Here is a 24,789-nt window from a genome sequence, read left to right as displayed (position 1 = left end):
ACCGGCATGGCCGGGCGGATCGTGGGCAGGCGAACCGTACCCCCACGGGAATCCGGCCATGTCGGTACCCCCCACGGCGGCCGCTCCCGTCCCCCTCTCCCGGACGGGCGGCCGCCTCTTTCGCGTCTCTGTGGGGTGGGCCACAGGAACCCGGCGGTGCGCGATCCCGGATGCGCGATAGCCTGACCGGTGGATCTCTTGATGCCGAGAGATCGATCATTTGTACGTCCCGCACCCCGGGGCAGGGACGCCACCACCGACAGCTGTCATACGGAGAACTCCATGACCCGCACTCCCGTGAACGTCACCGTCACCGGCGCGGCCGGCCAGATCGGTTACGCCCTGCTCTTCCGCATCGCCTCCGGCCAGCTGCTCGGCGCGGACGTGCCGGTCAAGCTCCGCCTTCTGGAGATCACCCCGGCGCTCAAGGCCGCCGAGGGCACCGCCATGGAGCTGGACGACTGCGCGTTCCCGCTGCTCCAGGGCATCGAGATCACCGACGACCCGAACGTGGCCTTCGACGGCGCCAACGTGGCCCTGCTCGTGGGCGCCCGCCCGCGCACCAAGGGCATGGAGCGCGGTGACCTCCTGGAGGCCAACGGCGGCATCTTCAAGCCGCAGGGCAAGGCCATCAACGACCACGCCGCGGACGACATCAAGGTCCTCGTCGTCGGCAACCCGGCCAACACCAACGCCCTGATCGCCCAGGCCGCCGCCCCGGACGTACCCGCCGAGCGCTTCACCGCGATGACCCGCCTGGACCACAACCGCGCGCTGACCCAGCTCGCGAAGAAGACGGGCACCACGGTCGCCGACATCAAGCGCCTGACCATCTGGGGCAACCACTCCGCCACGCAGTACCCCGACATCTTCCACGCGGAGATCGCCGGCAAGAACGCCGCCGAGGTCGTGAACGACGAGCAGTGGCTGGCCGACACCTTCATCCCGACCGTCGCCAAGCGCGGCGCCGCGATCATCGAGGCCCGTGGCGCGTCCTCCGCCGCCTCGGCCGCCAACGCCGCCATCGACCACGTCCACACCTGGGTCAACGGCACCGCCGACGGCGACTGGACCTCCATGGGCATTCCGTCGGACGGCTCCTACGGCGTCCCGGAGGGCCTGATCTCCTCCTTCCCCGTCACCGCCAAGGACGGCGCGTACGAGATCGTCCAGGGCCTGGACATCAACGAGTTCTCCCGCGCCCGGATCGACGCCTCTGTCGCCGAGCTCGCGGAGGAGCGAGAGGCGGTCCGCGCCCTCGGCCTCATCTGAGAGCTGTAGCGGACGGCTACTGTCACGAGCTTGCGCGGGCCGTGTTCCGGTTTCTTCCGGAGCGGGGCCCGCGCCCGTTTTCACCGCTACCGTCAAGAACGTTACCCGCCAAGGTGATTCGGGGGGTTCGCGATGAACAGCGGATGGCACGGGAACAGCAGCGGCAGCGGCCACGACGGCGGCGCCGCGAACGGCTACAGCTCGGGCTCCGACGAGCACGAGCCCAGCGAGGAGCGTGGCCAGGCGCCCTGGGGCCCACACGGGCAGGCCGGGTCCGCGCCGCCCTGGGCCTCGGCGGAGACCCAGACCTCACCGGCGCCGCCGCTCTGGGCCGCGCCGCCGCAGCAGTCGCCGCCGACCCCGCCCTGGTCGTCGGCCCTGCCCCGGACGGGCGGCACACCGCACCCGCTGCCGCCCCCGCCGTACCCGCAACCGCCGCCCCCGGCCTACGTACCGCCGCAGGCCGCGCCGCCGTCCGTCAGCGGTCCGCGTCGGGTTCTGCTCGTGCTCACCGCGACGGCCGTGCTGGGGTCCGGCATCGGCGCCGGTGTCTGGTTCCTGACCCGGGAGGGGGCGACCGGCACGGGCGCGACCCCGGGGACGAGCGTCGCGGTCACCACCTCCGCGCCGACCGAGCCGTCCGCGCCGACCGAGCCATCGGCGCCCTCCGGGACCACGCCCGCCGCGACCACCCCGCCGGCCTCGCCCCTCGCGTCCCCGCCGGCCACACCCGGTTCCGGTTACCGCCTCGCCGAGGACCCCGTCGGCTACACGGTCTTCGTGCCCGAGGACTGGACCCGTCGGCAGAAGCAGGGCGAGAAGGCCCCGGTGGTCTTCTACGACGCCCCCGCCGACGGCCGTCAGTTGCAGATCTTCCGGCTGTCGGAGGACAGCCCCGCCGACTCCCTGCGCCTGGCCGAGAACTCCCCGGACTTCGGCTTCGTCCGCCAGCGCGGTTACCAGGCACTCGAACGCGACAAGGGCGGGACCTGGTCCGAGCTGACCTACCGCTACGACGACGAGGACAGCGGCGCGCGCCAGGTCATCGACCACCGCTTCCGGGCGGCCGACGGCGAGTCCTACGCGATCCGCGCCAGCGGCCCCGAGGAGCTGTCCCCGGCACTGGTCCGCGAGCCGCTGACCGCGGCACTGGGGTCGTTCTGCCCGGGGGAGGGGCCCTGCCTCTGAGCGGCGTGGCCGGTGTCGGGAAGCCGTAGGCGCCGGGCCCCGCGCTCCAGAGGCGCCTGGCCGGTCCGCCGGAGCGTGTCAGGTGCCCTGAAGTTCCTCCTGGAGCTTGCCGACGTCCACCGACTCGTCCGCCGAGGGTGTCGCGGTCGGCACCGGCTTGTCGTAGTCGCTGAAGGTCAGCGTCAGGTCGGTGCCGTCGCCCCGCTGGATCGCCTTGACCAGCCGGTGCGGGGAGTCCGAGGTGACGTACAGGACCGCCCTCTTGCCGTCCTCGGTGCCGGTCAGCGGGATCACCTTCGTGCCGTCGACGGTCGTCTCGTCGCCCTTGGTCAGCTTGCCGTCCTCGGAGGAGTCACCGCCGACGTCCCGCTGGAAGGCGGTCAGGTCGCAGGTGTCGGCCATGCCCTTGAGCATGGCGTCGTCCGTGGAGCCGTGGATGTAGCGGTTCTTGAAGAGCTCGGCGACCGCCTCGCCCTGACTGCCGGGCACCTGGGCCTTCCAGAAGGTCCGGTCCGGTTTCATCCACACCTCGTCGCCCTGTTTGACGAGCTCGACGCTGCCGCCGCCCGAGCCCATCCGCATCGACCCCACGCAGTCGCCGTCCTGGTCGAGGGCGAGGTTCATCGACGTCGGCTGGGTTTTGCTGGTCGTCGTGCTCGTGCCGCGGTCCGTCAGCCGCAGCCGGACCGACTCGGCGTCGAGCAAATTGTCCTGGGCCTGGTCGGCCAGTTGCCGGGCGGTCAGATCGTCCCCGTCGTCGGCGCCGACGAGCACCGGCGAGAGCAGCAGTACGGTCGTCGCGCAGATCAGCGCTTTGCCTGCCATGCGTCACCTCCTGGCGCGCGCGTGGCGGCCGTCACATGACCACCGTGCGCGGACCATGTCCAGCGTACGTTTCGCCCCAACTTGTCCGCATGTCCAGTGACACGGCGCACTTTCGGACAGCGATTGCGCATGCAATTCCGGGCCGCGGGAATGCGACGACGGTCCTTGTGAGTGACACCCGTGTGACTCACGGGAACCGAACAGGAACGGAAGGCAACACCGATCATGGCCGGAGAACACGCACGACAGGCGCGTCAGACGATCCACGCGGGCGGCGAGTGGCGAGAGGCCGTCTCGGGCGCGACCCGCGACATCATCGACCCCGCGGACGCCCAGCCGTTCGCCGTCGTCGCCGAGGGGGACGAACAGGACGCCGACCTGGCGATCGCCGCCGCACGGCAGGCCTTCGACCACGGCGACTGGCCACGCACCCCCGTCTCCGAGCGCGCCGCGCTGCTCTACCGCGTCGCCGATCTCCTGGTTCGCGACCGCGAGCGGCTCGGTCTGCTGGAGAGCCGTGACGCGGGCAAGACCCTCGAAGAGGGCCGGGTCGACATCGACTGTGTCGCCGACGCCTTCCGCTACTTCGCCGGGCTCGTCGCCGCCGAGGCCCCCGGCCGGGTCGTCGACGCAGGCTCGCCCGACATCCACAGCGTCGTCGTCCACGAACCGGTCGGCGTCTGCGCGCTGATCACCCCCTGGAACTACCCCCTGCTCCAGGCCAGTTGGAAGATCGCGCCGGCGCTCGCGGCCGGCAACACCTTCGTCGTCAAGCCGAGCGAGATCACGCCGATGACGACCATCGCGCTCATCGAGCTGCTGGTGGAGGCCGGTCTCCCCGCCGGTGTCGCCAACATCGTGACCGGGCCCGGCCATTCGGTCGGCGCCCGCTTCGCCGAGCACCCCGACGTCGACCTCATCTCCTTCACCGGCGGTCTCGTCAGCGGCACCAAGGTGGCGCGGGCCGCGGCTCCTTCGGTCAAGAAGGTCGCCCTCGAACTCGGCGGCAAGAACCCCAACGTGGTCTTCGCCGACGCCTGCGCCACCGAGGAGGGCTTCGACACCGCCGTCGACCAGGCCCTCAACGCGGCCTTCATCCACAGCGGCCAGGTCTGCTCGGCGGGCGCGCGACTCATCGTGGAGGAGTCCGTCCGGGACCGCTTCGTCGCCGAACTCGCCGCGCGGGCCGGCCGCATCAGGCTCGGCCGCGGCACCGACGCCGACGTCGAGTGCGGGCCGCTCGTCTCCGAGCAGCAGCGCGACAAGGTCGAGGGATACGTCGCCTCGGCCCTCGCGGAGGGCGCCGTCCTGCGCACCGGCGGCAAGCGGCCGGAGGGCCTGGGCGCGGGCTACTTCTACGAGCCGACCGTCCTGGACGCCTGCCACCGCGAGATGCGGGTCGTCCGCGAGGAGGTCTTCGGCCCGGTCCTCACCGTCGAGACCTTCCGCACGGAGGACGAGGCCGTCTTCCTCGCCAACGACACCGAGTACGGCCTCGCCGGCGGCGTCTGGACCTCCGACGCCGGACGCGCCCGCCGGGTCGCCGGCCGGCTGCGCCACGGCACCGTCTGGATCAACGACTTCCACCCCTATCTCCCGCAGGCGGAGTGGGGCGGCTTCGGCAAGAGCGGCACCGGCCGTGAACTGGGCCCCGCCGGACTCGCCGAGTACCGCGAGACCAAGCACATCTACCAGAACCTCGCGCCCAAGCCTGTCCGCTGGTTCGCCGGCTGAACCCTCGCTCGTCCCCCACGCACGTCCCTGGAGTACCCCCATGCACCAACACGAATACGACTATGTCGTCGTCGGTGGTGGCACCGCCGGCTCCGTCATAGCCTCCCGACTCACCGAGAACCCCGACGTCACGGTCGCCGTCATCGAGGGCGGCCCCAGTGACGTCGGCCGCGACGACGTCCTCACCCTGCGCCGCTGGATGGGCCTGCTCGGCGGCGAACTCGACTACGACTACCCGACCGTGGAGCAGCCACGCGGCAACTCCCACATCCGGCACAGCCGCGCCCGCGTCCTCGGCGGCTGCTCCTCCCACAACACGCTGATCGCCTTCAAGCCGCTGCCCTCCGACTTCGACGAGTGGGAGGCGAACGGCGCCAAGGGCTGGGGCGCGGTGTCCATGGAGGCGTACTACGCGCGCCTGCTCAACAACATCGTCCCCGTCGACGAGAAGGACCGCAACGCCATCGCCCGCGACTTCGTCGACGCCGCCCAGGCGGCCACCGGCGTCCCGCGCGTCGAGGGCTTCAACCGCAAGCCCTTCGACGACGGCGTCGGCTTCTTCGACCTCGCCTACCACCCCGAGAACAACAAGCGGTCCTCGGCGTCGGTGGCGTACCTGCACCCCGTGATGGACGAGCGGCCCAACCTGACGATCCTGCTGGAGACCTGGGCGTACCGGCTCGAGCTGGACGGCACGCAGGTCCGCGGGGTGCACGTCCGCGACAAGGACGGCGAGGAGTTCGTCGTACGGGCCCGCCGCGAGGTCGCCCTGTGCGCGGGCGCCGTCGACTCGCCCCGGCTGCTGCTGCACTCGGGCATCGGCCCGCGCGAGGACCTCGAGGCGCTCGGCATCCCCGTCGTCCACGACCTGCCCGGCGTCGGCGAGAACCTCCTCGACCACCCCGAGTCCGTGATCGTCTGGGAGACCAACGGCCCCATCCCCGAGAACTCCGCGATGGACTCCGACGCGGGCCTGTTCGTCCGCCGCGATCCCGCCCATCCGGGCCCTGACCTGATGTTCCACTTCTACCAGGTCCCCTTCACGGACAATCCTGAACGTCTGGGTTACGAACGACCTTCGTACGGCGTCTCGATGACCCCGAACATCCCCAAGCCCAAGAGCCGCGGCCGGCTGTACCTGAAGAGCGCGGACCCCGCCGAGAAGCCCGCCCTCGACTTCCGGTACTTCACCGACGAGGACGACTACGACGCCCGCACGCTGGTCGACGGCATCCGCATCGCCCGCGAGATCGCGCGGACCGAGCCGCTGGCGGGCTGGCTCAAGCGCGAGGTGTGCCCCGGCCCCGACATCACCGGTGACGAGGAGCTGAGCGAGTACGCCCGCAAGGTCGCGCACACCGTCTACCACCCGGCGGGGACCTGCCGGATGGGGGCCGTGGACGACGAACTCGCGGTCGTCGACCCCGAGTTGCGCATACGTGGCCTGGACGGCATTCGCATAGCCGACGCCTCCGTGTTCCCGACGATGACCGCCGTCAACCCGATGATCGGGGTGCTGATGGTCGGGGAGAAGGCCGTGGACCTGATCGGAGGTGGTGCGTGATGAGTACGACAGTCGAGACGACCGCGACCAGTGGGACCGATGCGACCGGTGCGACCGGCGAGAACCCGGTGTTCTCCGTCGACGGACTGTGGAAGGTCTTCGGACCGAAGGCCGACCGCGTCCCCGCCGACCCCGAGCTGACCTCCCTGCCCCCCGCCGAACTCCGCTCCCGCACCGGCTGCACGGCCGCCGTCCGCGACGTCTCCTTCGACGTCCGCAAGGGCGAGGTCTTCGTGGTGATGGGCCTGTCGGGCTCCGGCAAGTCCACCCTGGTGCGCTGTCTGACCCGGCTCATCGAGCCGACCGCCGGCACGATCGCCATCGACGGTGAGGACGTCCGCGCCATGGACCGCGCCCGGCTGCGCGAACTGCGCCGCCACCGTGCCGCGATGGTCTTCCAGCACTTCGGCCTCCTGCCGCACCGCACCGTCCTCGACAACGTGGCCTACGGTCTGGAGATCCAGGGCATGGGCAAGGCCGAGCGCCGGGCCCGCGCCGCCGAGGTCGTGGCCAAGGTCGGCCTGGAGGGGATGGAACAGCGCCGGCCCAGCCAGCTCTCCGGCGGCCAGCAGCAGCGGGTGGGGCTCGCCCGTGCGCTCGCCGCCGACCCCGAGGTGCTGCTCTTCGACGAGCCGTTCAGCGCCCTGGACCCGCTGATCCGCCGGGACATGCAGGAGGAGGTCGTCCGGCTGCACCGCGAGGAGGGCCGCACGATGGTCTTCATCACCCATGACCTCAACGAGGCGCTGAAGCTGGGCGACCGTATCGCCCTGATGCGCGACGGGCGCGTGGTCCAGCTGGGCACCCCGGAGGAGATCGTGGGTTCCCCGGCCGACGACTACGTCCGCGAGTTCGTCCGGGACGTCCCGCGCGAACAGGTCATGACGGTGCGCAGGGCGATGCGGGCCGTGGCGGCGGGGGAGGCGGGCAGCGGTCCCGCCGTCGCGCCCGACGCCACCGTCTCCGAGGCCATCGAGGCGGTCGCACGGGCCGGGGCCCCGGCCCGGGTGGTGGACCAGGGCCGGTGTGTCGGGGTGGTGGACTCGGACACGCTGCTGGAGGTGGTGGCCGGCACCGCCGAGGAGAAGGAGGCGGTCTGATGGCTGCGATCAGCGCTCCCGCCCCCCGCACGCTCCCCGCGGTTCTCAGGAAACGCGCCGTCCACAAGCTCCTGCTGCTCGCCGCCGTCGCCGCGGTCCTCGTGCCCCTGGCGAACGCCCGCTGGGCCAGCGGCACCTGGCCGGACGCGCTGACCGTCGACCTCACCGACCCGCTCAGCCGGGCCAGCGACTGGATCGTCGACAACCGCGACAGCCACCCCCTGTTCCTCTACTTCTTCGGCCACGTCAGCAACGTGGTCGTGCTCTCCGTCCGCGCCGTCTACCTGGTGCTGCTGGCGGCCGGCTGGGCCGGGGTGACCGCGCTCGGCGCCCTCGTCGCCTGGCGGGTCGCGGGCCTGCGGCTCGCTGTCGGCACCGCGGTGGCGTTCCTCGCCTGCGGTGTGCTCGGCATGTGGGTGGCGACGATGCAGACGCTCGCCCTGATGGTCGTGGCGGTGCTCGCCTCGGTCGTCGTGGGCGCGCTCCTCGGACTCGCCGCCGGTCTGTCCGACCGCCTCGACCGCGCCCTGCGCCCCCTCCTGGACACCATGCAGGTGCTCCCCGCGTACGCCTACCTCCTCCCCGTCGTCATGATCTTCGGCATGGGCGTCCCCGCGGCCGTCCTCGCCACCGTCGTCTACGCCGCCCCGCCCATGGCCCGCCTCACCGCCCTCGGACTGCGCGGCGCCGACAAGTCGGTGCTGGAGGCGGTCGACTCGCTCGGCGCCACCGCGCGCCAGCGGCTGCTGACCGCCCGTATCCCGCTGGCCCGCAAGGAACTCCTCCTCGGCCTCAACCAGACGATCATGATGGCCCTGTCCATGGCCGTCATCGCGTCCGTCATCGGCGCCGGCGGCCTCGGTGACCGCGTCTACCAGGCCCTCGCCTCGGTCGACGTCGGCGCGGCCCTGGCGGCCGGCATCCCGATCGTGCTCCTCGCCGTCGTACTGGACCGCGTCACGGCCGCCGCGGGCAGCGGCACACCGGAGCCCCGCCGCACCGCGGGCTGGGCCTACGCCCTGGTCGCCGCCCTCGCCGTCGCCGTGGCCGGACGCCTCCTCGGCCGACTCGACTGGCCCGACGCCTGGGTCGTCCAGATCGCCCAGCCCGTCAACCGCGCCGTCGACTGGATGACCGCCCACCTCTACTCCGGCGTCCCCGTCATCGGCGGCACCGCCGACTGGGCCGCGCACTTCACCACCTGGGTCCTGGACCCGGTCCGCGACGGCCTCCAGTGGCTGCCCTGGTGGTCGGTGCTGCTCCTGGTCGCCGCCCTCGCCTGGCTCATCGGCACCTGGCGCACCACGCTCACCGCGGTCCTCGCCATGGCCGCGATCGGCGTGCTCGGCGTGTGGGAGCCGGCCCTGGACACGCTCTCCCAGGTGCTGGCCGCCGTCGCGGTCACCCTCGTCATCGGCGTCGCCACCGGCATCGCGGCCGCCCGCAGCGACCGCCTCGACCGAGCGCTCCGGCCCGTCCTGGACGTCTTCCAGACGATGCCGCAGTTCGTCTACCTGATCCCGGTGGTGGCCCTCTTCGGCGTGGGCCGGGCCCCGGCCGTCGCGGCCGCCGTCGTCTACGCGCTGCCCGCCGTCGTCCGCATCACCGCCCAGGGCCTGCGCCAGGTCGACCCGGCCGCCCTGGAGTCCTCCCACTCCCTCGGCGCGACCAGCTGGCAGCAGCTGCGCCAGGTCCAACTCCCGCTCGCCCGACCGGCGTTGCTGCTCGCCGTCAACCAGGGCGTGGTCCTGGTCCTCGCCGTCGTCATCATCGGCGGCCTGGTCGGCGGTGGAGCGCTCGGCTACGACGCCGTCTTCGGCCTCGCCCAGGGCGACCTGGCGACCGGGCTGGTGGCCGGCGCGGCCATCGTCTGCCTCGGCCTGATGCTCGACCGGGTGACCCAGCCCACCGAACGCCGCGCGAGGAAGGGAGCCTGACATGCGCGCACCTACGACCGCCGTGGTGGCCGGCGCGGCCTCCCTGCTGCTGCTCACCGGCTGCGGCGCCGCCGACATGACCCAGCAGGCCTCGCCCTTCGCCAACGCGCAGGGCGCCAAGACCGTGAACCTGTCCGTGCAGTCCTGGGTCGGCGCCCAGGCCAACGTCGCCGTGGCCCAGTACCTGCTGGAGCACGAACTCGGCTACCGCGTCGACACCGTCCAGGTCGACGAGGTCCCCGCCTGGGACGCGCTCAGCCAGGGCCGCGTCGACGCGATCCTGGAGGACTGGGGCCACCCCGAGCAGGAACAGCGCTACGTCAAGGACAAGAAGACCATCGTCAACGGCGGCGGCCTCGGCGTCACCGGGCACATCGGCTGGTACGTCCCCACGTACTTCGCCAAGGAGCACCCGGACGTCACCGACTGGAAGAACCTCGACAAGTACGCCGACCAGATGCGCACCGCGGAGAGCGGCGGCAAGGGCCAGCTGATGGACGGCTCGCCCTCCTACGTCACCAACGACAAGGCGCTGGTGAAGAACCTGAAGCTGGACTACCAGGTGGTCTTCGCCGGTTCCGAGGCCGCGCAGATCACCCAGATCAAGCAGTTCGCCAAGGAGAGGAAGCCCTTCCTCACCTACTGGTACGCCCCGCAGTGGCTCTTCAAGAAGGTCCCCATGACCGAGGTGAAGCTGCCCGCGTACAAGGAGGGCTGCGACGCCGACCCGGAGAAGGTCGCCTGCGCCTATCCGCACACCCCGCTCCAGAAGTACCTCAACGCCGACTTCGCGAGCACCGGCGGCAAGGCGGCCGCGTTCCTGAAGAAGTTCAAGTGGACGACCGAGGACCAGAACGAGGTCTCCCTGATGATCGCCGACCAGAAGCTGACGCCCGAGCAGGCGGCGAAGAAGTGGGTGGAGGGGCACGCCTCCACCTGGAAGGCGTGGATCCCTTAAGAAGGCCACGCGTTCACCGTGGTGGCGCTCGCCCCCTCTCGCTCGGGGGAGGGGGAGCGGGCCGCGCCGCCCGCGGAGCCGCAGGCAGGGGGACCTGCCGCGGTGCGCGGACGGCGCGGTGCGTCGGCATGCCGGTCACGTCGGCGCCTGGTGCGCTGACGGCCAGTCACGATGACGGTCAGTCACGCTGACGCCCGGTCACGGCCAGCGTTGGGTCACGGTCGGCGTCCGGTCACCTCGGCGGTCGGTCACCCAGCTGTGCGGCCAGTCCGGCGAGGATCTCGGAGGAGCGCCGCTGGAGACCCGGCCCGAAGGTGATCCGGGTGGCGCCCCGCTCGCCGAGCTCGGCGGGGGTGAGGCCCGCACCGACCTGCGCGATCACGTTGATCGGGCCGTGGATCCCGGACCGCAGCAACGGCAGCACCTTCGCCGGGGCGCCGATCGGGTACACGCAGTCGGCACCCGCGGCCGTGTACAACGCCGCCCGCTCGATGGCCGCCTCGGGATCGTCGACCCCGCGCACGAAGGTGTCGATCCGCGCGTTGACGAACAACTCGTCCCCCGCCGCGTACCGCACCTCGGCGAGCCATTCGGCGTGCTGGTGCGGGTCCTTGAGGACACCCCCGTTGGAGTCCTCAAGGTTGCAGCCCACGGCACCCGCCTCCAGCAGCCGCTCCACCAGCTCCTTCGGAGCCAGCCCGTAACCGCCCTCGACATCCGCGGACACCGGCACGTCCACGGACCGGGCGATCCGCGCCACCGCCGCGAACATCTCCTCCGCCGGGGTCTGCCCGTCCGCGTGCCCGAGCGCGGCGGCCACCCCCGCGCTCGGAGTCGCGAGCGCGGGAAAACCGGCGTCGACGAGGACCCGCGCGCTGGCCGCGTCCCAAGGTCCGGGCAGGACCAGCGGGTCGTCGTGCGCGGGCCGACGGTGCAGTGCGCGGAAGATCTCCACCTTGCTCATGCTGTGTGCCCTCCCGGCGGGACGCGGCGGCTCACCATCACCCGGTTCCAGTTGTTGATCGCGACGATCAGACCCAGGAGATGGGCGAGCCGGCCGTCGTCGAAGTGCTTGGCGGCCCGCTCGTACACCTCGTCGGGCACGAACCCCTCGGTGAGCACGGTCACCGCCTCCGTCAGCGCCAGCGCCGCCCGCTCCCGCTCGTCGTAGACGTCCCCGGCCTCCTCCCAGGCGGCCAGCAGATCCAACTGCCGCTCGCTCACCCCGTGTTCACGAGCGATCCGCAGATGCATGTCGAGACAGAAGGCGCAGTGGTTGAGCTGCGAGGCCCGGATCATCACCAGCTCGGCCAGCGCGGGTTCCCCGAGCCCCTTCTTCGCGGCGGCACTGAGCGCGGACATGGCCTGGCCGACCGCCTGGTCCAGCAGCGGGGTACGGGCCGTCACCGGTGCCCCGGCCGGTAGTGCCCGGGAACCAGCCGGCAGCTCACACCGAACCGGTTCCACGCGTTGATGACGGCGATCGCGGCGATCAACTGCGCCAGCTCGGGTTCCGTGAAGTGCCGAGCGGCCCGCTCGTACACCTCGTCGGGCACGAACCCCTCGGTGAGCACGGTCACCGCCTCCGTCAGCGCCAGCGCCGCCAGCTCCCGCTCGGTGTAGAAGTGCTCGGACTCCTCCCACGCGCTGAGCTGCACGATCCGCTCCACGCTCTCACCGGCCGCGAGCGCGTCCTTGCTGTGCATGTCGACACAGAGCGCACAGTGGTTGATCTGCGAGGCCCGGACCTTCACCAGCTCCAGCAGCTTGGTGTCGAGGCCCTTCCGCGCGGCGGCGTCGAGCCTGACCATCGCCTTGAAGACCTCGGGCGCCTGCTCGGCCCAGTTCAGTCGGGGTGTGTGTTCAGGGGCGTACTCCACGATCGTGGGACCGTCCTCGATGTGCGTCGTCATGAGATCGACGCTAGGCGTGAGGCTGCCCACCGGTATGGTCCATTTCCATGCCGAATTCCTGGGCCACCTTGGGTGTCGACCTCCACCTGGAACCCACCGGCCCGGGGCTGCGCCGCGGTCTGACCGACGCCCTGCGCGAGGCCGTCCGCACCGGCCGCCTCGCCCCCGGCACCCGGCTGCCCTCCTCCCGCTCCCTCGCCACCGACCTCGGCATCGCCCGCAACACCGTCGGCGACGCCTACGCCGACCTGGTCGCCGAGGGCTGGCTCACCGCCAGGCAGGGCTCGGGCACGCGCGTGGCGGACCGCGCGGTGGCCCCGCCCTCCGGCACCGGCCCCGGCCGCCGTACCGCGCAACGCCCCGCCCACGACTTCCGCCCCGGCACCCCCGACCTGACCGCCTTCCCCCGCGCCGAGTGGCTGAAGGCCGCCCGCCGCGCCCTCCTCGCCGCCCCACACCACTCCCTCGGCTACGGCGACCCGCGCGGCCTCGTCGAACTGCGCACCGCCCTCGCCGGCTACCTGGCCCGGGTACGGGGCGTCCGCACCGACCCCGACCACATCCTGATCACCGCGGGCTGCGCCCACGCCCTGCGCATCCTCGGCACCGTCCTGCGAGCGCGCGGCGTCCGCTCGGTGGCGGTGGAGTCCTACGGCCTGGACGTGCACTGGGACCAACTGTCCGCCGCAGGCCTGCGCGTGGCGCCCCTCCCCTTCGACGAACTCGGCACCGACCCGGGCCGGCCGTCCGGTGCCGGAGCCGTCCTCCTCACCCCCGCCCACCAGTTCCCGATGGGCGTGCCCCTGCACCGCGACCGGCGCACCGCGGTCGTCGACTGGGCCCGGCGCACCGGAGGCCTGGTCCTGGAGGACGACTACGACGGCGAGTTCCGCTACGACCGCCAGCCCGTCGGCGCCCTCCAGGGCCTCGACCCCGACCGTGTCGTCTACCTCGGCACGGCCAGCAAGGCCCTGGCCCCCGGCCTCCGCCTGGCCTGGGCGGTCCTCCCGCCGGATCTCGCCGAGGCGGCCGCGGAGGCCAAGGGCAAGGTCGACACCTGCGGGGTGCTGGACCAGCTGACCCTCGCCGAGTTCATCGCCTCCGGCGCCTACGACCGCCACGTCCGCGCCTCCCGCCTCCGCTACCGGCGCCGCCGGGACGCCCTCGTCGCGGCGCTGGCCACCCACGCCCCCGACGTCCACGTCACCGGCATCGCCGCCGGCCTCCACGCCGTCCTGCGCCTCCCACCCGGCACCGAACACTCCGTGGTCCGGTCCGCCGCCTGGCAGGGCGTCGCCCTCCACGGCCTGTCCTACTTCCGCCACCCCCAGGCGGTCGCCGAGCGCCTGGACGCCCTGGTGGTCGGGTACGGAGCCCCGTCGGACCGGGGGTGGACGGGCGCACTGGAGGCGCTGTGCAGGGTTATGCCGTAGGGCTGGGGGTGCGCGGAGAGGGGGTGAGGTGGGACGGGGTGCGCGGGTGAACCCTCGGCTGGCCACACCCGCGGGAGGCGGCCGCCCGCCCGGCGCCTCCCGAGGGTGTGGCCGTCACAGGCTCGCCGGTTCCTGCTCGGGCAGCCGTCACGGGCCGGCTGCCTCCTGCCCGGGCAACCGTCACACGCCCGCCGGTTCTTGCCCGGGCAACCGTCACACGCCCACCGCCTCCCACCCAGGCAGCCGTCACACACCCGCCGCGGCAGTCACCCGCCCCCCGCCTCCCGCGCCGGCGCCTCCCCGAACCGTGCCAGCCCCAGTGCTCCCGCCACCGCGACCAGGAAGCCCAGCACCGCCAGCCACCCCAGCCCCTCCCGGGTGCGGTCTCCCAGCCACACCACCCCCACCAGCGCGGGCCCGACCGTCTCCCCGATCACCATCGCGGCGGTCGCCACCGTCACCGACCCCCGTTGCAGGGCCGAGGTCAGACACAGGAACGCGGCGCCCCCGCCGAGCACCAGGGCGTAGGCCGCCGGATTCGCGAGCAGCTCCGCCGGCGCGAGCGAGTCGATCAGCCGCACCGCGACCTCGACCACCCCGAACCCGAACCCGGCCCCCAGCCCGAGCAGCGACGAACGCCCCCGCTCCGGCAACCGCCCGCCACCGAGCCCGAGCAACAGCACCCCCACGGCGACGGCGAGCATCACGTACCGCAACGCGTCAGGCCCGCTGCGGTCCCCCTCCGTCCCCGACGCGATCCCCAGCATCGCAAGCCCGGCACACACCACCCCCACCGCACCCCGCTCCGCCCGGCTCAACCGCACCCGCAGCAACCGCGCCGCGACCACCGCAGTCACGGCCAGACTCGCCGCCAACGCCGCTCCGACCGCGTAGATCGGCACCGACCGCAGCGCCGCGATCTGCAGCAGGAACCCCAGCCCGTCCAGCGCCAGCCCCGCCACATACCGCCACTGCCGCACCGCCCGCAGCAGCAGCGCCGCCTCCCCACCACCCCCGCTGCCCGCGGCCCGCGCGGCAACCGCCTGCAACACCGTCGCCGTGCCGAAACAGACCGCCGCACCCAGCGCGCACACCATCCCAAAGAGCACAAAGCGACTGTAGGGGAGGGGCCGCGACCGACGGGGTGCCTGCGGGGCGCTTGCCACCGATCTCTAGGCTGACCGCCGGACAACCGACAGCCGGACCACCGGCGGACACACCACGGGGAGACGGGACATGGCGGAAACACGGCGCCGACTGCGTTCGAGCACGGTCGTGCTCGGCGGCATGGGAGTCGTCGCGGCGGCACTCACCTCCTGCGGCTCGGAGCCCGACCGCCGCTGCGTCGACCGCGACAGCTACACCTACGAGGGTTACAAGATCGTCGCCGACAAGAACTGCAACTCCGGCAGCTCCGGCTCCTCCTCCGGCAGGAGCGGCAAGAAGAAGACCGGCAGGGCCGGCACCGCCGACGCCGCCTGGTACTACGAGGGCGACGTCAGCGGCCGTTACGCCGACCACGGCACCTTCAGCAGGAGCGAGGCCGTCGACCGCGGCGGCTTCGGCTGCTCCGGCGGCAGCGGCGGCGGCTGAGCGGGCGCAGGACGACGAGCGGACGCGACCCATGGAACGCCGTACCACCGAACCCCGCCCCGGCTGGCAGCGGACCGTCGAGGAACAGGGGCTCATCTACCCCCTGACCCGCTACCCCGATGACTCACTGCGCCCCTACTGGGACGAGAGCGCCTACTACGTCTTCTCCCTCGACGAGATCGAGGCACTGGAGGAGGTCGTCGAGGAACTCCACCGCATGTGTCTGCGGGCGGCGGACCACATCGTCACGACCGGACGCTTCGCCGACCTCGGCATCACCGACCCGCGGATCGCCGACGCGGTCGCCGAGGCCTGGCGCCGGCGCGCCGAACTCCCGTCCCTCTACGGCCGCTTCGACCTGCGCTACGACGGCACCGGCCCCGCCAAGCTCCTGGAGTACAACGCCGACACCCCCACCTCGCTCGTCGAGGCCGCCTCCCCCCAGTGGTTCTGGATGGAGGAGCGCTTCCCCGGCGCCGACCAGTGGAACTCCCTCCACGAGCGGCTGATCGCCGCCTGGCGGAAGCAGGCCGCGCTGCTCCCGCCCGGCAGCCCGCTGTACTTCGCCTACTCCTCGGCCGACGAACTCGGCGAGGACCTGATGACGGTCGCCTACCTCCAGGAGACGGCCGAACAGGCAGGCCTGGACACCGCCTGGATCTCCATGGAGGAGATCGGCTGGGACCGACTCTCCGGCCGCTTCGTCGACAAGCAACTGCGGTTCATCCGCAGCTGCTTCAAGCTCTACCCCTGGGAGTGGCTGACCACCGACCGCTTCGCCGATCACGTCCTGGACACCCTCGACAACGGCGGCGGCACCGGCACCACCCTGTGGATCGAACCCGCCTGGAAGATGCTGCTGAGCAACAAGGCGCTCCTGGCGATCCTCTGGGAGCTGTACCCGGGCCACCCGAACCTCCTGCCCGCGTATCTCGACGGGCCACGGGAGTTGGCCGGATCGAAGGGGTACGTCGCCAAGCCGCTGCTGGGCCGGGAGGGCGCCGGCGTGACCCTCCACGCACCGGGTGACCCTGCCCCCGCGCCACGCGAAGAACCCTGCTGCTACCAGGAGTTGGCGCCGCTGCCGGACTTCGACGGCAACCGTGTCGTGCTCGGCGCCTGGGTCGTCGAGAACGAGTCCGCGGGCCTCGGCATCCGGGAGTCGGCCGGACCGGTCACTGACGAATACGCGCGCTTCCTGCCCCACGTGATCCTCTGACGCGACACAATGATCGGTCCGTGACGAACGGAAAGGGGCGATCGGTGAGCGACACCGCCACGGCGCAGAACGGATACGTGTTCGACCCGTCCTGGGAGCGCGAACACAGCCGGCTCAGCGCGCTGGAGGAGATCTACGACAGCCAGAGCCGCCATCGGCTGTCCGCACTCGGGGTGGCCGAGGGCTGGCGCTGCCTCGAGGTGGGCTGCGGCGCAGGCAGCATCGCGCGCTGGCTGGCCCGGGAGGTCGGCGCCGCGGGACGGGTCCTCGCCGTCGATCTCGACACGCGCTTCGCCGCCTCCCACGGGCTGTCCAACCTGGAGGTGCGCCAGCACGACATCCTCGCGGACCCGCTCCACGACGAGCCCTTCGACCTCGTGCACGCGCGAGCCGTGCTGGAGCACCTCTCCGACCGCGACGAAGCCCTGCGCCGCATGACCGCCGCGACCCGCCCCGGCGGCTGGGTGGTGGTGGAGGACTTCGACATCGACGGGCCGATGTACCCGGCCGCCGCCCGCTACTACCCGCCCGAGTACCTGGAGGTGGCCGAGCGCCTCGGCCGCGCGCTGCGCGCCGCCTTCGGCGCCGCGGGGGTGGACCCCGGCACCGGCCGCCGCCTGCCGCAGGCCCTGACCGACGCCGGGCTCACCGAGGTCCGCGCGGAGGTCTACGCCCCGGTCCTGACCGGTGGCACCGCCGCCTTCTTCCCCCTCACCCTGCGCTCCCTGCGGCCGCGCCTGCTGGCGACGGGCGAGGTGAGCGACGCGGACATCGAAGAAGTGATCACCATGACCAAGCGCCAGGGCACCACCTACATCCCCAACTTCATCGTCGTCGCCTGGGGCCGCAAACCGTCCTGACCCGGCGCCGCCCGCAAGGGGCGGCCGCACGCTCGCATGGTGGACGCGGGACCGTCACCGCCCGGCGCGCCCGGTAGGCTGGCCGACAGGCCGTGACTGGCGCGCTGGGATGGGACGGACCATCGGGGAGCGGCCTGTGAGTGATCAAGTGCCGTGCGCCTGGGCCGAGCCGTGAATCGTGACCGCAACCCGCCACGCCATCCGGAGGCCGCACATGTCGGAGCAGCAGCCCCTCTCCACCCAGTCCACCGCCTTCCGCGCCGCCCTCGACGTGATCCGCGCCGTCGAGCCGCGCGTCGCCGACGCCATCGGCCAGGAGGTGCACGACCAGCGCGAGATGCTCAAGCTGATCGCCTCCGAGAACTACGCCTCCCCGGCCACCCTCCTGGCGATGGGCAACTGGTTCAGCGACAAGTACGCCGAGGGCACCATCGGACGCCGCTTCTACGCCGGCTGTCGCAACGTCGACACCGTCGAGTCGCTCGCCGCCGAGCACGCCAAGGAACTCTTCGGCGCCCGTCACGCCTACGTCCAGCCCCACTCCGGCATCGACGCCAACCTCGTCGCCTTCTGGTCCGTCCTCGCCGACCGCGTCGAGGTGCCCTTCCTGGAGAAGGCCGGCGTCCGTCAGGTCAACGACCTCACCGACGCCGACTGGGCCGAGCTGCGCCAGGCCTTCGGCAACCAGCGCATGCTCGGCATGTCCCTGGACGCCGGCGGCCACCTCACCCACGGCTTCCGCCCCAACATCTCCGGCAAGATGTTCGACCAGCGCTCCTACGGCACGGACCCGGCGACCGGTCTGATCGACTACGAGGCACTGCGGGTGTCCGCCCGTGAGTTCAAGCCGCTCATCATCGTCGCCGGCTACTCCGCCTACCCCCGCCTGGTGAACTTCCGCATCATGCGCGAGATCGCCGACGAGGTCGGCGCGACCCTGATGGTGGACATGGCGCACTTCGCCGGTCTGGTCGCGGGCAAGGTGCTGACCGGCGACTTCGACCCGGTCCCGCACGCCCAGATCGTCACCACCACGACCCACAAGTCGCTGCGCGGCCCCCGCGGCGGCATGGTCCTGTGCGACGACTCCCTCAAGGACCAGGTCGACCGCGGCTGCCCGATGGTCCTCGGCGGCCCGCTCCCGCACGTCATGGCCGCCAAGGCCGTCGCCCTCGCCGAGGCCCGGCAGCCCGCCTTCCAGGACTACGCCCAGCGGATCGTCGACAACTCCCGCGCCCTCGCCGAGGGCCTGATGCGCCGGGGCGCCACCCTGGTGACCGGCGGCACCGACAACCACCTCAACCTGATCGACGTCGCCACCTCCTACGGCCTCACCGGCCGCCAGGCCGAGGCCGCCCTCCTCGACTCCGGCATCGTCACCAACCGCAACGCCATCCCGGCCGACCCCAACGGCGCCTGGTACACCTCCGGCATCCGCATCGGCACCCCCGCCCTGACCACCCGTGGTCTGGGCACCGCCGAGATGGACGAGGTCGCCGGCCTCATCGACCGCGTCCTGACCACCGCCGAGGCGGGCACCACCAAGTCGGGAGCGCCCTCCAAGGCCGCGCACGTCCTCGACGCCAAGGTCGCGGACGAGATCTCGCGCCGCGCCACCGACCTCGTGGCGGGCTTCCCGCTCTACCCCGAGATCGACCTGGGCTGATCAACGCTCTCTCGAGTTGTCAAAGACCGGCGACTCTCACAGGTCGATGAGTTCCTGACGTGGTTCCTCCCGCGGCGGTCCGGCTTCCCGCCGGTCCGCCGCGCGGCGTATCAGCAGCGTCCCGCCGACCCCGGCCGCGCACCCGACGGTGAGACCCGGCAGCGACCACCACCAGTCGGTGGCACCGCTCGCCCCCGATCCCGCCCCCGGCTGCCGCGCCTGGGCCGCCGCTCGCGCCGACTCGGTCGCCTCCGGTGCCGTCCCGTCCGTGCCGTCCGTGTCCCAGGGCGGTGGGTACTCCACCGCGGACCCTCCGGCGGAGGATGCCTTGCCCGTCACCCCCAAATCCTTCAGCAGGTCCCGGAGCGCGGCCGGCTGGTCCGCCCGGTGCCAGGAGCCGTTCGTCGAGGCGCCGCGGTTCGCCGCCGTGTGGATCCAGACCGCCTTGGAGTCCACCGCCGGGTAGACCCGGTCGACCCGATAGGGCGTCACGTCGTGCAGCATCCATGTGACGTTGATCTGCGGGCCGGTGACCAGATCGGCCTCGGGCGGCTTGCCCGCCGTGCCCCGGCCCACCGCACCGAGGAGCCGCTGCAACACGTCGTACTCCCGGTCGGAGTAGTACAGCGACGCCGTCTCCGTGCTCTCCGGCGAGACGATCAGCACGCTGGTCGGCCCGCCGGCCGCAGCGGACCCGGCGCCCCACAAGGTGAACCCGAGCGCCGTCGCCCACACCCCTGCCAGCGCCACCGGTCGACGCCCGCCACCCCGCCTGCCACGCGCCCGTTCCTGCATCACAAACCCCCACCAGCCGATGCCGTGCGGCCCGCCCCCGTCGCCGCGAGCCGCGTGTCACTTCTGGTACACCGCCCGGCCCGCCGAGGTTCCCACCCGGCCCGCACTATTTCGGCGAGGTCGTCGGCGACGTCGCGATCTCCACCGCCCGCGCGCTCGACGGCACCCCCTCCAGCCGCAGCGTCACCTGCTCGGGGCCCACCGCACGGCTCCACAGCAGCGTCGGACCGGCCGTCCGCTCCCGCCGTGTGTAGTGCTCGCCGTCCGCGTCCACCAGCCAGAAGCTCAGCAGGTGAGGGCGCGGAAACCACAGGGCCGTGTCGTGCACCGCGCCCGCGTCCGAGGAGGCGGTGTCGAGCGAGATCCACTCCGGCTGCTCCCGCACGGTCTTGGCGAAGGTGAGGTCCAGACCCGCCCCGAACTGGTCCAGCCGGATCGTGCCCCCGCGCTCACGCCAGCACAGGCTGACCAGGAAGCGCCCCTGCCGCTCGGCGGTCACCGCCACCGCGTCCGGGACGCCGAGCGCCTCGGGCACCAGCGGTGCGAAACCGGCCCGCCGCTCGGCCTGCGCGAGGGACACCGAGTGCCCGCAGCCGGGCACCTCGGCGCCGGGCGAGGGCACCGCCGACGGGTCGTACCGCACCTCGACGCCGCCGAACCCGAACCAGTCGTAGACCGCGGCCCGCACCGGCGGTGTCAGGACGAGCACGGTCAGCACACCGCACAGGGCCGCGGTCAGGGAGCGCCAGCGCAGCCGCGTCCAGCGCCGCACCGCGGTCAGCCGCTCACGGCCGCGCGACGGCTCGGCCACCGGGACCGGCACCTGCTCGGCGAGTATCTGCCCCAGCACCCGCTCCACCATCGTCTCGGAGTCGAGGGCGCCCCCGCCCCCGGGCGCGTCCAGGGACCTGCCCAGCGTCCGCAGCTCCTCCGGCAGCCCCGGGGCACCGCCCACGGGCCCCCGCCCGCGATCACGCCCCGCCGGCCCCGGGCCCCGGTCACCGCCGCGACCGCGGGGACCGCGGCCACCGGAGCCCTGGGGCCCACCGCCGCCCTCACCGCCGTACGGCTTCCGTCCCTCACTCACGCCCGTCACCTCCTTCCCGGGGCTCGAAATCCGGCAGCAACCGGCCCAGTTTCCGCAGTGCGCGGTTCAGCCGGGACTTCACCGTGCCCCGGGGCCAGCCCAGGGACAGGGCCGTCTCGGACTCGTCCAGCTCCAGCAGATAGCGGTGGATGACGACCAGCCGGTGCTCCTCGCTCAGCTTCTCCAGCGCGGACAGCAGGGCCACGCGACGCTCCGTCTCCAGGGTCGCGACCGCCGGGTCCGCCGATTCCGGTATCAGCGGCTCCGCCTCCACGAACGCCGCCTCCCGGCCGGCGAGCGTGCGCTGCCGGGCCGCCGTACGCACTGTGTTCCTCGTCTCATTGGCGACGATCGACAGCAGCCACGGCCGGAACGCCGCCCCGTCCTTGAACCTGCCCAGCGCGCAGTACGCCTTGACGAAGGCCTGCTGCACCACGTCCTCCGCGTCCGCACCCGCCCCGAGTGCCGCGGCCGCCCGGAGCGCGATGCCCGTGTGGGCGCGCACCAGCTCCGCATACGCCTCCGGCTCCCCGGCGCGTACACGGGCGATCACCGCGGCCTCATCGACGATGCGGCCCCCCTCCCGCGTTCTCACACTCTTGTTACACCGCAGGAGAGGGATCGGTTCCCATCTGTTTCCGACCAGTTCCGGATCGGGGCCCGACACCTGAGAGAATGGTGAGCATGGCCTCTGATCGCCCACCCGTCACCCACCACCACCCTCAGGGGAATGGCTTCGCCATGCCGGCTCGTTTGCGCGTGCTCTCCGGAATCCAGCCCACGGCAGGCTCGTTCCACCTCGGCAACTACCTCGGCGCCGTCCGCCAGTGGGTGGCCCTGCAGGAGTCCCACGACGCGTTCTACATGGTCGTCGACCTGCACGCGATCACGATTCCGCAGGACCCGGCCGAGCTGCGCGCCAACACCCGGCTCGCCGCCGCCCAGCTGCTCGCCGCGGGCCTCGACCCCGAGCGCTGCACGCTGTTCGTCCAGAGCCATGTCCCCGAGCACGCCCAGCTCGCCTGGGTCATGAACTGCCTGACCGGGTTCGGCGAGGCCTCCCGCATGACCCAGTTCAAGGACAAGTCCGCCAAGCAGGGCGCGGAGCGGGCCTCGGTGGGCCTGTTCACGTACCCCGTCCTCCAGGTCGCGGACATCCTGCTCTACCAGGCCAACGAGGTCCCCGTGGGCGAGGACCAGCGCCAGCACATCGAGCTCACCCGTGACCTCGCCACGCGCTTCAACGGCCGCTTCGGGGAGACCTTCACGCTGCCGAGGCCGTACATCCTCAAGGAGACGGCGAAGATCTACGACCTTCAGGACCCGTCGATCAAGATGAGCAAGTCGGCCTCCACGCCGAAGGGCCTCATCAACCTCCTCGACGAGCCGAAGACCACCGCCAAGAAGGTCAAGAGCGCCGTCACCGACACCGACACCGTCATCCGCTACGACGCCGAGAACAAGCCGGGCGTCAGCAACCTGCTCACCATCTACTCGACCCTCACCGGGGCGGGAATCGCGGAACTGGAGCAGAAGTACGACGGCAAGGGCTACGGTGCGCTCAAGACGGACCTCGCCGAGGTCATGGTCGAGTTCGTGACACCGTTCCGGGAGCGCACCCAGCAGTATCTGGACGACCCCGAGACGCTGGACTCGATCCTGGCCAAGGGTGCGGAGAAAGCGCGCGCGGTCGCCGCGGAGACGCTGGCCCAGGCCTACGACCGGGTCGGTTTCCTGCCCGCCAAGCACTGAGGCGCGAGCCGCACAGCCGTACCACTGGACAGAGCGCTGCACATCACTCCGGTTGCGCCTGCCCACAGCTCAGCCGTGGCCGTACAGTCGATAGCCGTACGGTCGGGACGAATCCGACAGAGGGCCGTCACAGGACAGTCCGACGACAGTCGACAGAAGACAGGGAGACGACGTGGGGACCGTAACGATCGGCGTGTCGATCGCGGTCCCGGAGCCTCACGGCAGCCAGCTCCAGCAGCTGCGCGCGGGCTTCGGCGACGCCGCTGCTCACGGCATCCCCACGCATGTCACGCTGCTGCCGCCGACCGAGGTCGACGCCGCCGCGCTGCCCGCCATCGAGGCGCACCTCACCGAGGTCGCCGCGGCCGGCCGGCCGTTCCCGATGAAGCTGTCCGGCACCGGCACCTTCCGGCCGCTGTCGCCGGTGGTGTACGTCCAGGTCGTCGAGGGCGCCGAGGCGTGCACCTGGCTCCAGAAGCAGGTCCGTGACGCCTCCGGTCCGGTGGCGCGCGAACTCCAGTTCCCGTACCACCCGCACGTCACGATCGCCCACGGCATCGAGGACGAGGCCATGGACCGCGCCTACGAGGAGCTGTCCGGCTACGCCGCCGAGTGGCCCTGCACCGGCTTCGCCCTCTACGAACAGGGCGCCGACGGCATATGGCGCAAGCTCCACGAGTACGCCTTCGGCGGGCCGGTGGTGCCCCAGCAGGCCTCGGCCCCCGCGGAACAGGGCACCGTGGAGCAGGGCACGACGGCCCCCTAGCGGCACCGTCCCGGGTCACTCCGCCCCTGGCCCTCCCGCCTCCCGCCGACCGGATCCCCAAAGGCGTACGCGCTGCCTATGTGCGCCGTCGAACGACACCCCGCGCGTACGCCGCCCCGGCCCCGCCGGGAGCCCTAGATCGGCAGCCGCCGGAAGACCTCCCGCGGCAGGTGCCGCAGCGCCGACATCACCAGCCGCAGCGCGCCCGGCACCCACACCGTCTCCGAGCGGCGCCGCAGCCCGAGCTCGATCGCCGTCGCGACGGCCTCCGGAGTCGTCGCGAGGGGCGCCTCGGGGAGGCCCGCGGTCATCTTCGACCGTACGAACCCGGGGCGTACGACCATGACGTGCGCGCCGGTGCCGTGCAGCGCGTCGCCCAGCCCCTGTGCGAAGACGTCGAGGCCGGCCTTGCTGGAGCCGTAGATGAAGTTGGAGCGGCGGGCCCGCTCGCCGGCGACCGAGGACAGCACCACGAGCGAGCCGTGCCCCTGGGTCTGCAACGCGCGCGCGGAAACCAGACCGGCCGACACCGCGCCGGTGTAGTTGGTCTGCGCGACCCGTACCGCGCTCACCGGCTCGCGCTCGTCGTGCGCCTGGTCGCCGAGGACCCCGAAGGCGAGCAGCACCATGTCGATGTCGCCCTCCGCGAAGACCTTGCCGAGGACCGCCTCGTGCGACTCGGGGTCGAGCGCGTCGAAGGCGACGGTGTGCACGTCGGCGCCCAGGGCGCGCAGCTCGGCCGCGGAGTGCTCCAGCGCGGGCGAGGGGCGCCCCGCCAGCCACACCGTGCGCAGGCGCCGGACGACGAGTCGCCGCGCGGTGGCCAGCGCGATCTCGGACGTGCCGCCGAGGACGAGCAGGGACTGGGGGAGGCCGAAGGCGTCCTTCACGACAGCAGCTCCTAGAGGTTGCGCGGGTGGTCGGCTGAAGAGACGGCGATCGCCCACGAGGGACAGGTGGCGATCACCTGGGGTGAGGAGACGGTGCTCGCCCCGGAGGGAAGAGACAGCGGTCGTGTGGGGGCGGACACGGCGATCGCCTGGGGCGGACATGGCGGTCGCCTGGGGGCGGACACGGCCGGTCGCCTGGGGGCGGAGATGGCGGTCGTCTGGGGTGGACAGGGCGGT

At 72.3% G+C, this 24,789-nt stretch carries 23 protein-coding genes and 1 riboswitch; of the genes, 14 read left to right on the top strand and 9 right to left on the bottom strand.

What is annotated here, in order from left to right:
- The first annotated feature begins 282 nt into the window (after positions 1 to 282).
- Together ACH41F_RS32130 and ACH41F_RS32125 are read left to right on the top strand one after the other, a co-directional pair.
- On the top strand, positions 283 to 1,272 hold the full coding sequence (locus ACH41F_RS32130) for a malate dehydrogenase (protein WP_398838647.1): 990 nt from the start codon (positions 283 to 285) through the stop codon (positions 1,270 to 1,272).
- A 132-nt stretch (positions 1,273 to 1,404) separates the two neighbouring features.
- Positions 1,405 to 2,460 carry a hypothetical protein gene (locus ACH41F_RS32125; RefSeq protein WP_398838645.1) on the top strand — a complete coding sequence of 352 codons (1,056 nt, stop codon included), beginning with the start codon at positions 1,405 to 1,407 and terminating at the stop codon, positions 2,458 to 2,460.
- A gap of 78 nt (positions 2,461 to 2,538) precedes the next feature.
- Here the strand turns inward: ACH41F_RS32125 and ACH41F_RS32120 are convergent, their stop codons facing one another.
- Complete coding sequence (locus ACH41F_RS32120; protein WP_398838642.1) at positions 2,539 to 3,285, bottom strand: hypothetical protein; 747 nt, start codon at positions 3,283 to 3,285, stop codon at positions 2,539 to 2,541.
- Positions 3,286 to 3,510: 225 nt separating this feature from the next.
- Here ACH41F_RS32120 and ACH41F_RS32115 point away from each other — a divergent pair, with 225 nt between their 5' ends.
- From ACH41F_RS32115 to ACH41F_RS32095, 5 genes are read left to right on the top strand one after another with little or no spacing between them, the layout of a single operon-like run.
- Positions 3,511 to 5,019, top strand: coding sequence for an aldehyde dehydrogenase family protein (locus tag ACH41F_RS32115; protein ID WP_391234625.1), 1,509 nt, complete (start codon positions 3,511 to 3,513; stop codon positions 5,017 to 5,019).
- A 40-nt stretch (positions 5,020 to 5,059) separates the two neighbouring features.
- A complete protein-coding gene (locus ACH41F_RS32110) occupies positions 5,060 to 6,583 on the top strand; it encodes a GMC oxidoreductase (protein ID WP_391234627.1) in 1,524 nt (507 codons plus the stop codon).
- Positions 6,583 to 7,683, top strand: a complete 1,101-nt coding sequence (locus ACH41F_RS32105) for a betaine/proline/choline family ABC transporter ATP-binding protein (RefSeq protein WP_391234629.1) — start codon at positions 6,583 to 6,585, stop codon at positions 7,681 to 7,683. The genes ACH41F_RS32110 and ACH41F_RS32105 overlap by 1 nt, the downstream gene beginning before the upstream one ends.
- Positions 7,683 to 9,620 carry an ABC transporter permease gene (locus ACH41F_RS32100; protein WP_398838640.1) on the top strand — a complete coding sequence of 646 codons (1,938 nt, stop codon included), beginning with the start codon at positions 7,683 to 7,685 and terminating at the stop codon, positions 9,618 to 9,620. Before ACH41F_RS32105 ends, ACH41F_RS32100 begins: the two co-directional genes overlap by 1 nt.
- 1 nt (position 9,621) lies before the next feature.
- Positions 9,622 to 10,578 (top strand): glycine betaine ABC transporter substrate-binding protein, encoded by a 957-nt coding sequence (locus tag ACH41F_RS32095; protein WP_391234633.1) that lies wholly within the window; start codon positions 9,622 to 9,624, stop codon positions 10,576 to 10,578.
- A 232-nt stretch (positions 10,579 to 10,810) separates the two neighbouring features.
- Here the strand turns inward: ACH41F_RS32095 and ACH41F_RS32090 are convergent, their stop codons facing one another.
- Genes ACH41F_RS32090 through ACH41F_RS32080 form a run of 3 tightly spaced genes read right to left on the bottom strand, consistent with a single transcriptional unit; the run spans position 10,811 to position 12,491 of the window.
- A complete protein-coding gene (locus tag ACH41F_RS32090; RefSeq protein WP_391234635.1) occupies positions 10,811 to 11,542 on the bottom strand; it encodes an isocitrate lyase/phosphoenolpyruvate mutase family protein in 732 nt (243 codons plus the stop codon).
- Positions 11,539 to 11,985 carry a carboxymuconolactone decarboxylase family protein gene (locus tag ACH41F_RS32085; RefSeq protein WP_391234637.1) on the bottom strand — a complete coding sequence of 149 codons (447 nt, stop codon included), beginning with the start codon at positions 11,983 to 11,985 and terminating at the stop codon, positions 11,539 to 11,541. Before ACH41F_RS32085 ends, ACH41F_RS32090 begins: the two co-directional genes overlap by 4 nt.
- Positions 11,982 to 12,491 (bottom strand): carboxymuconolactone decarboxylase family protein, encoded by a 510-nt coding sequence (locus ACH41F_RS32080; RefSeq protein WP_391234639.1) that lies wholly within the window; start codon positions 12,489 to 12,491, stop codon positions 11,982 to 11,984. Before ACH41F_RS32080 ends, ACH41F_RS32085 begins: the two co-directional genes overlap by 4 nt.
- A 47-nt stretch (positions 12,492 to 12,538) precedes the next feature.
- Between ACH41F_RS32080 and ACH41F_RS32075 the strand changes: the two genes are divergently transcribed.
- Positions 12,539 to 13,924: a PLP-dependent aminotransferase family protein gene (locus ACH41F_RS32075; protein WP_398838639.1), complete on the top strand. Its 1,386-nt coding sequence runs from the start codon at positions 12,539 to 12,541 to the stop codon at positions 13,922 to 13,924.
- A 266-nt stretch (positions 13,925 to 14,190) separates the two neighbouring features.
- On the opposite strand, the gene ACH41F_RS32070 is transcribed toward ACH41F_RS32075, so the two are convergent.
- A complete protein-coding gene (locus tag ACH41F_RS32070) occupies positions 14,191 to 15,021 on the bottom strand; it encodes a hypothetical protein (protein ID WP_398838753.1) in 831 nt (276 codons plus the stop codon).
- A gap of 139 nt (positions 15,022 to 15,160) precedes the next feature.
- Here ACH41F_RS32070 and ACH41F_RS32065 point away from each other — a divergent pair, with 139 nt between their 5' ends.
- From ACH41F_RS32065 to ACH41F_RS32050, 4 genes are all read left to right on the top strand, one after another.
- Positions 15,161 to 15,517, top strand: a complete 357-nt coding sequence (locus tag ACH41F_RS32065) for a hypothetical protein (protein ID WP_391234643.1) — start codon at positions 15,161 to 15,163, stop codon at positions 15,515 to 15,517.
- Between the two features lie 31 nt (positions 15,518 to 15,548).
- Entirely contained in the window at positions 15,549 to 16,736 is a 1,188-nt protein-coding gene (locus ACH41F_RS32060) for a glutathionylspermidine synthase family protein (protein ID WP_391234644.1), read from the top strand.
- 44 nt (positions 16,737 to 16,780) lie between these two features.
- Positions 16,781 to 17,596, top strand: a complete 816-nt coding sequence (locus ACH41F_RS32055) for a methyltransferase domain-containing protein (RefSeq protein WP_391234646.1) — start codon at positions 16,781 to 16,783, stop codon at positions 17,594 to 17,596.
- Between the two features lie 82 nt (positions 17,597 to 17,678).
- Positions 17,679 to 17,768, top strand: a riboswitch (ZMP/ZTP riboswitch).
- Positions 17,769 to 17,810: 42 nt separating this feature from the next.
- Positions 17,811 to 19,262 carry a glycine hydroxymethyltransferase gene (locus tag ACH41F_RS32050; protein WP_391234647.1) on the top strand — a complete coding sequence of 484 codons (1,452 nt, stop codon included), beginning with the start codon at positions 17,811 to 17,813 and terminating at the stop codon, positions 19,260 to 19,262.
- A gap of 36 nt (positions 19,263 to 19,298) precedes the next feature.
- Here ACH41F_RS32050 and ACH41F_RS32045 read toward each other — a convergent pair whose 3' ends face one another.
- The 3 genes from ACH41F_RS32045 to ACH41F_RS32035 form a co-directional block, all read right to left on the bottom strand.
- Positions 19,299 to 20,012, bottom strand: coding sequence for a hypothetical protein (locus ACH41F_RS32045; RefSeq protein ID WP_398838636.1), 714 nt, complete (start codon positions 20,010 to 20,012; stop codon positions 19,299 to 19,301).
- A 151-nt stretch (positions 20,013 to 20,163) separates the two neighbouring features.
- Positions 20,164 to 21,012: a hypothetical protein gene (locus ACH41F_RS32040; RefSeq protein WP_398838752.1), complete on the bottom strand. Its 849-nt coding sequence runs from the start codon at positions 21,010 to 21,012 to the stop codon at positions 20,164 to 20,166.
- Positions 21,013 to 21,136: 124 nt separating this feature from the next.
- Positions 21,137 to 21,697 (bottom strand): sigma-70 family RNA polymerase sigma factor, encoded by a 561-nt coding sequence (locus tag ACH41F_RS32035; RefSeq protein WP_391234651.1) that lies wholly within the window; start codon positions 21,695 to 21,697, stop codon positions 21,137 to 21,139.
- Positions 21,698 to 21,885: 188 nt separating this feature from the next.
- Between ACH41F_RS32035 and trpS the strand changes: the two genes are divergently transcribed.
- Both trpS and ACH41F_RS32025 read left to right on the top strand, forming a co-directional pair.
- Positions 21,886 to 22,896: a tryptophan--tRNA ligase gene (gene trpS / locus ACH41F_RS32030; protein ID WP_398838750.1), complete on the top strand. Its 1,011-nt coding sequence runs from the start codon at positions 21,886 to 21,888 to the stop codon at positions 22,894 to 22,896.
- Positions 22,897 to 23,068: 172 nt separating this feature from the next.
- A complete protein-coding gene (locus ACH41F_RS32025; protein ID WP_391234655.1) occupies positions 23,069 to 23,662 on the top strand; it encodes a 2'-5' RNA ligase family protein in 594 nt (197 codons plus the stop codon).
- A gap of 134 nt (positions 23,663 to 23,796) precedes the next feature.
- On the opposite strand, the gene ACH41F_RS32020 is transcribed toward ACH41F_RS32025, so the two are convergent.
- On the bottom strand, positions 23,797 to 24,552 hold the full coding sequence (locus tag ACH41F_RS32020) for a decaprenylphospho-beta-D-erythro-pentofuranosid-2-ulose 2-reductase (RefSeq protein WP_398838634.1): 756 nt from the start codon (positions 24,550 to 24,552) through the stop codon (positions 23,797 to 23,799).
- Positions 24,553 to 24,789: the final 237 nt, after the last annotated feature.

Origin of the sequence: Streptomyces sp. NPDC020489, from assembly GCF_044386545.1 — a bacterium.
GTDB lineage: Bacteria > Actinomycetota > Actinomycetes > Streptomycetales > Streptomycetaceae > Streptomyces.
This window is presented reverse-complemented; position numbering and strand designations above follow the sequence as displayed.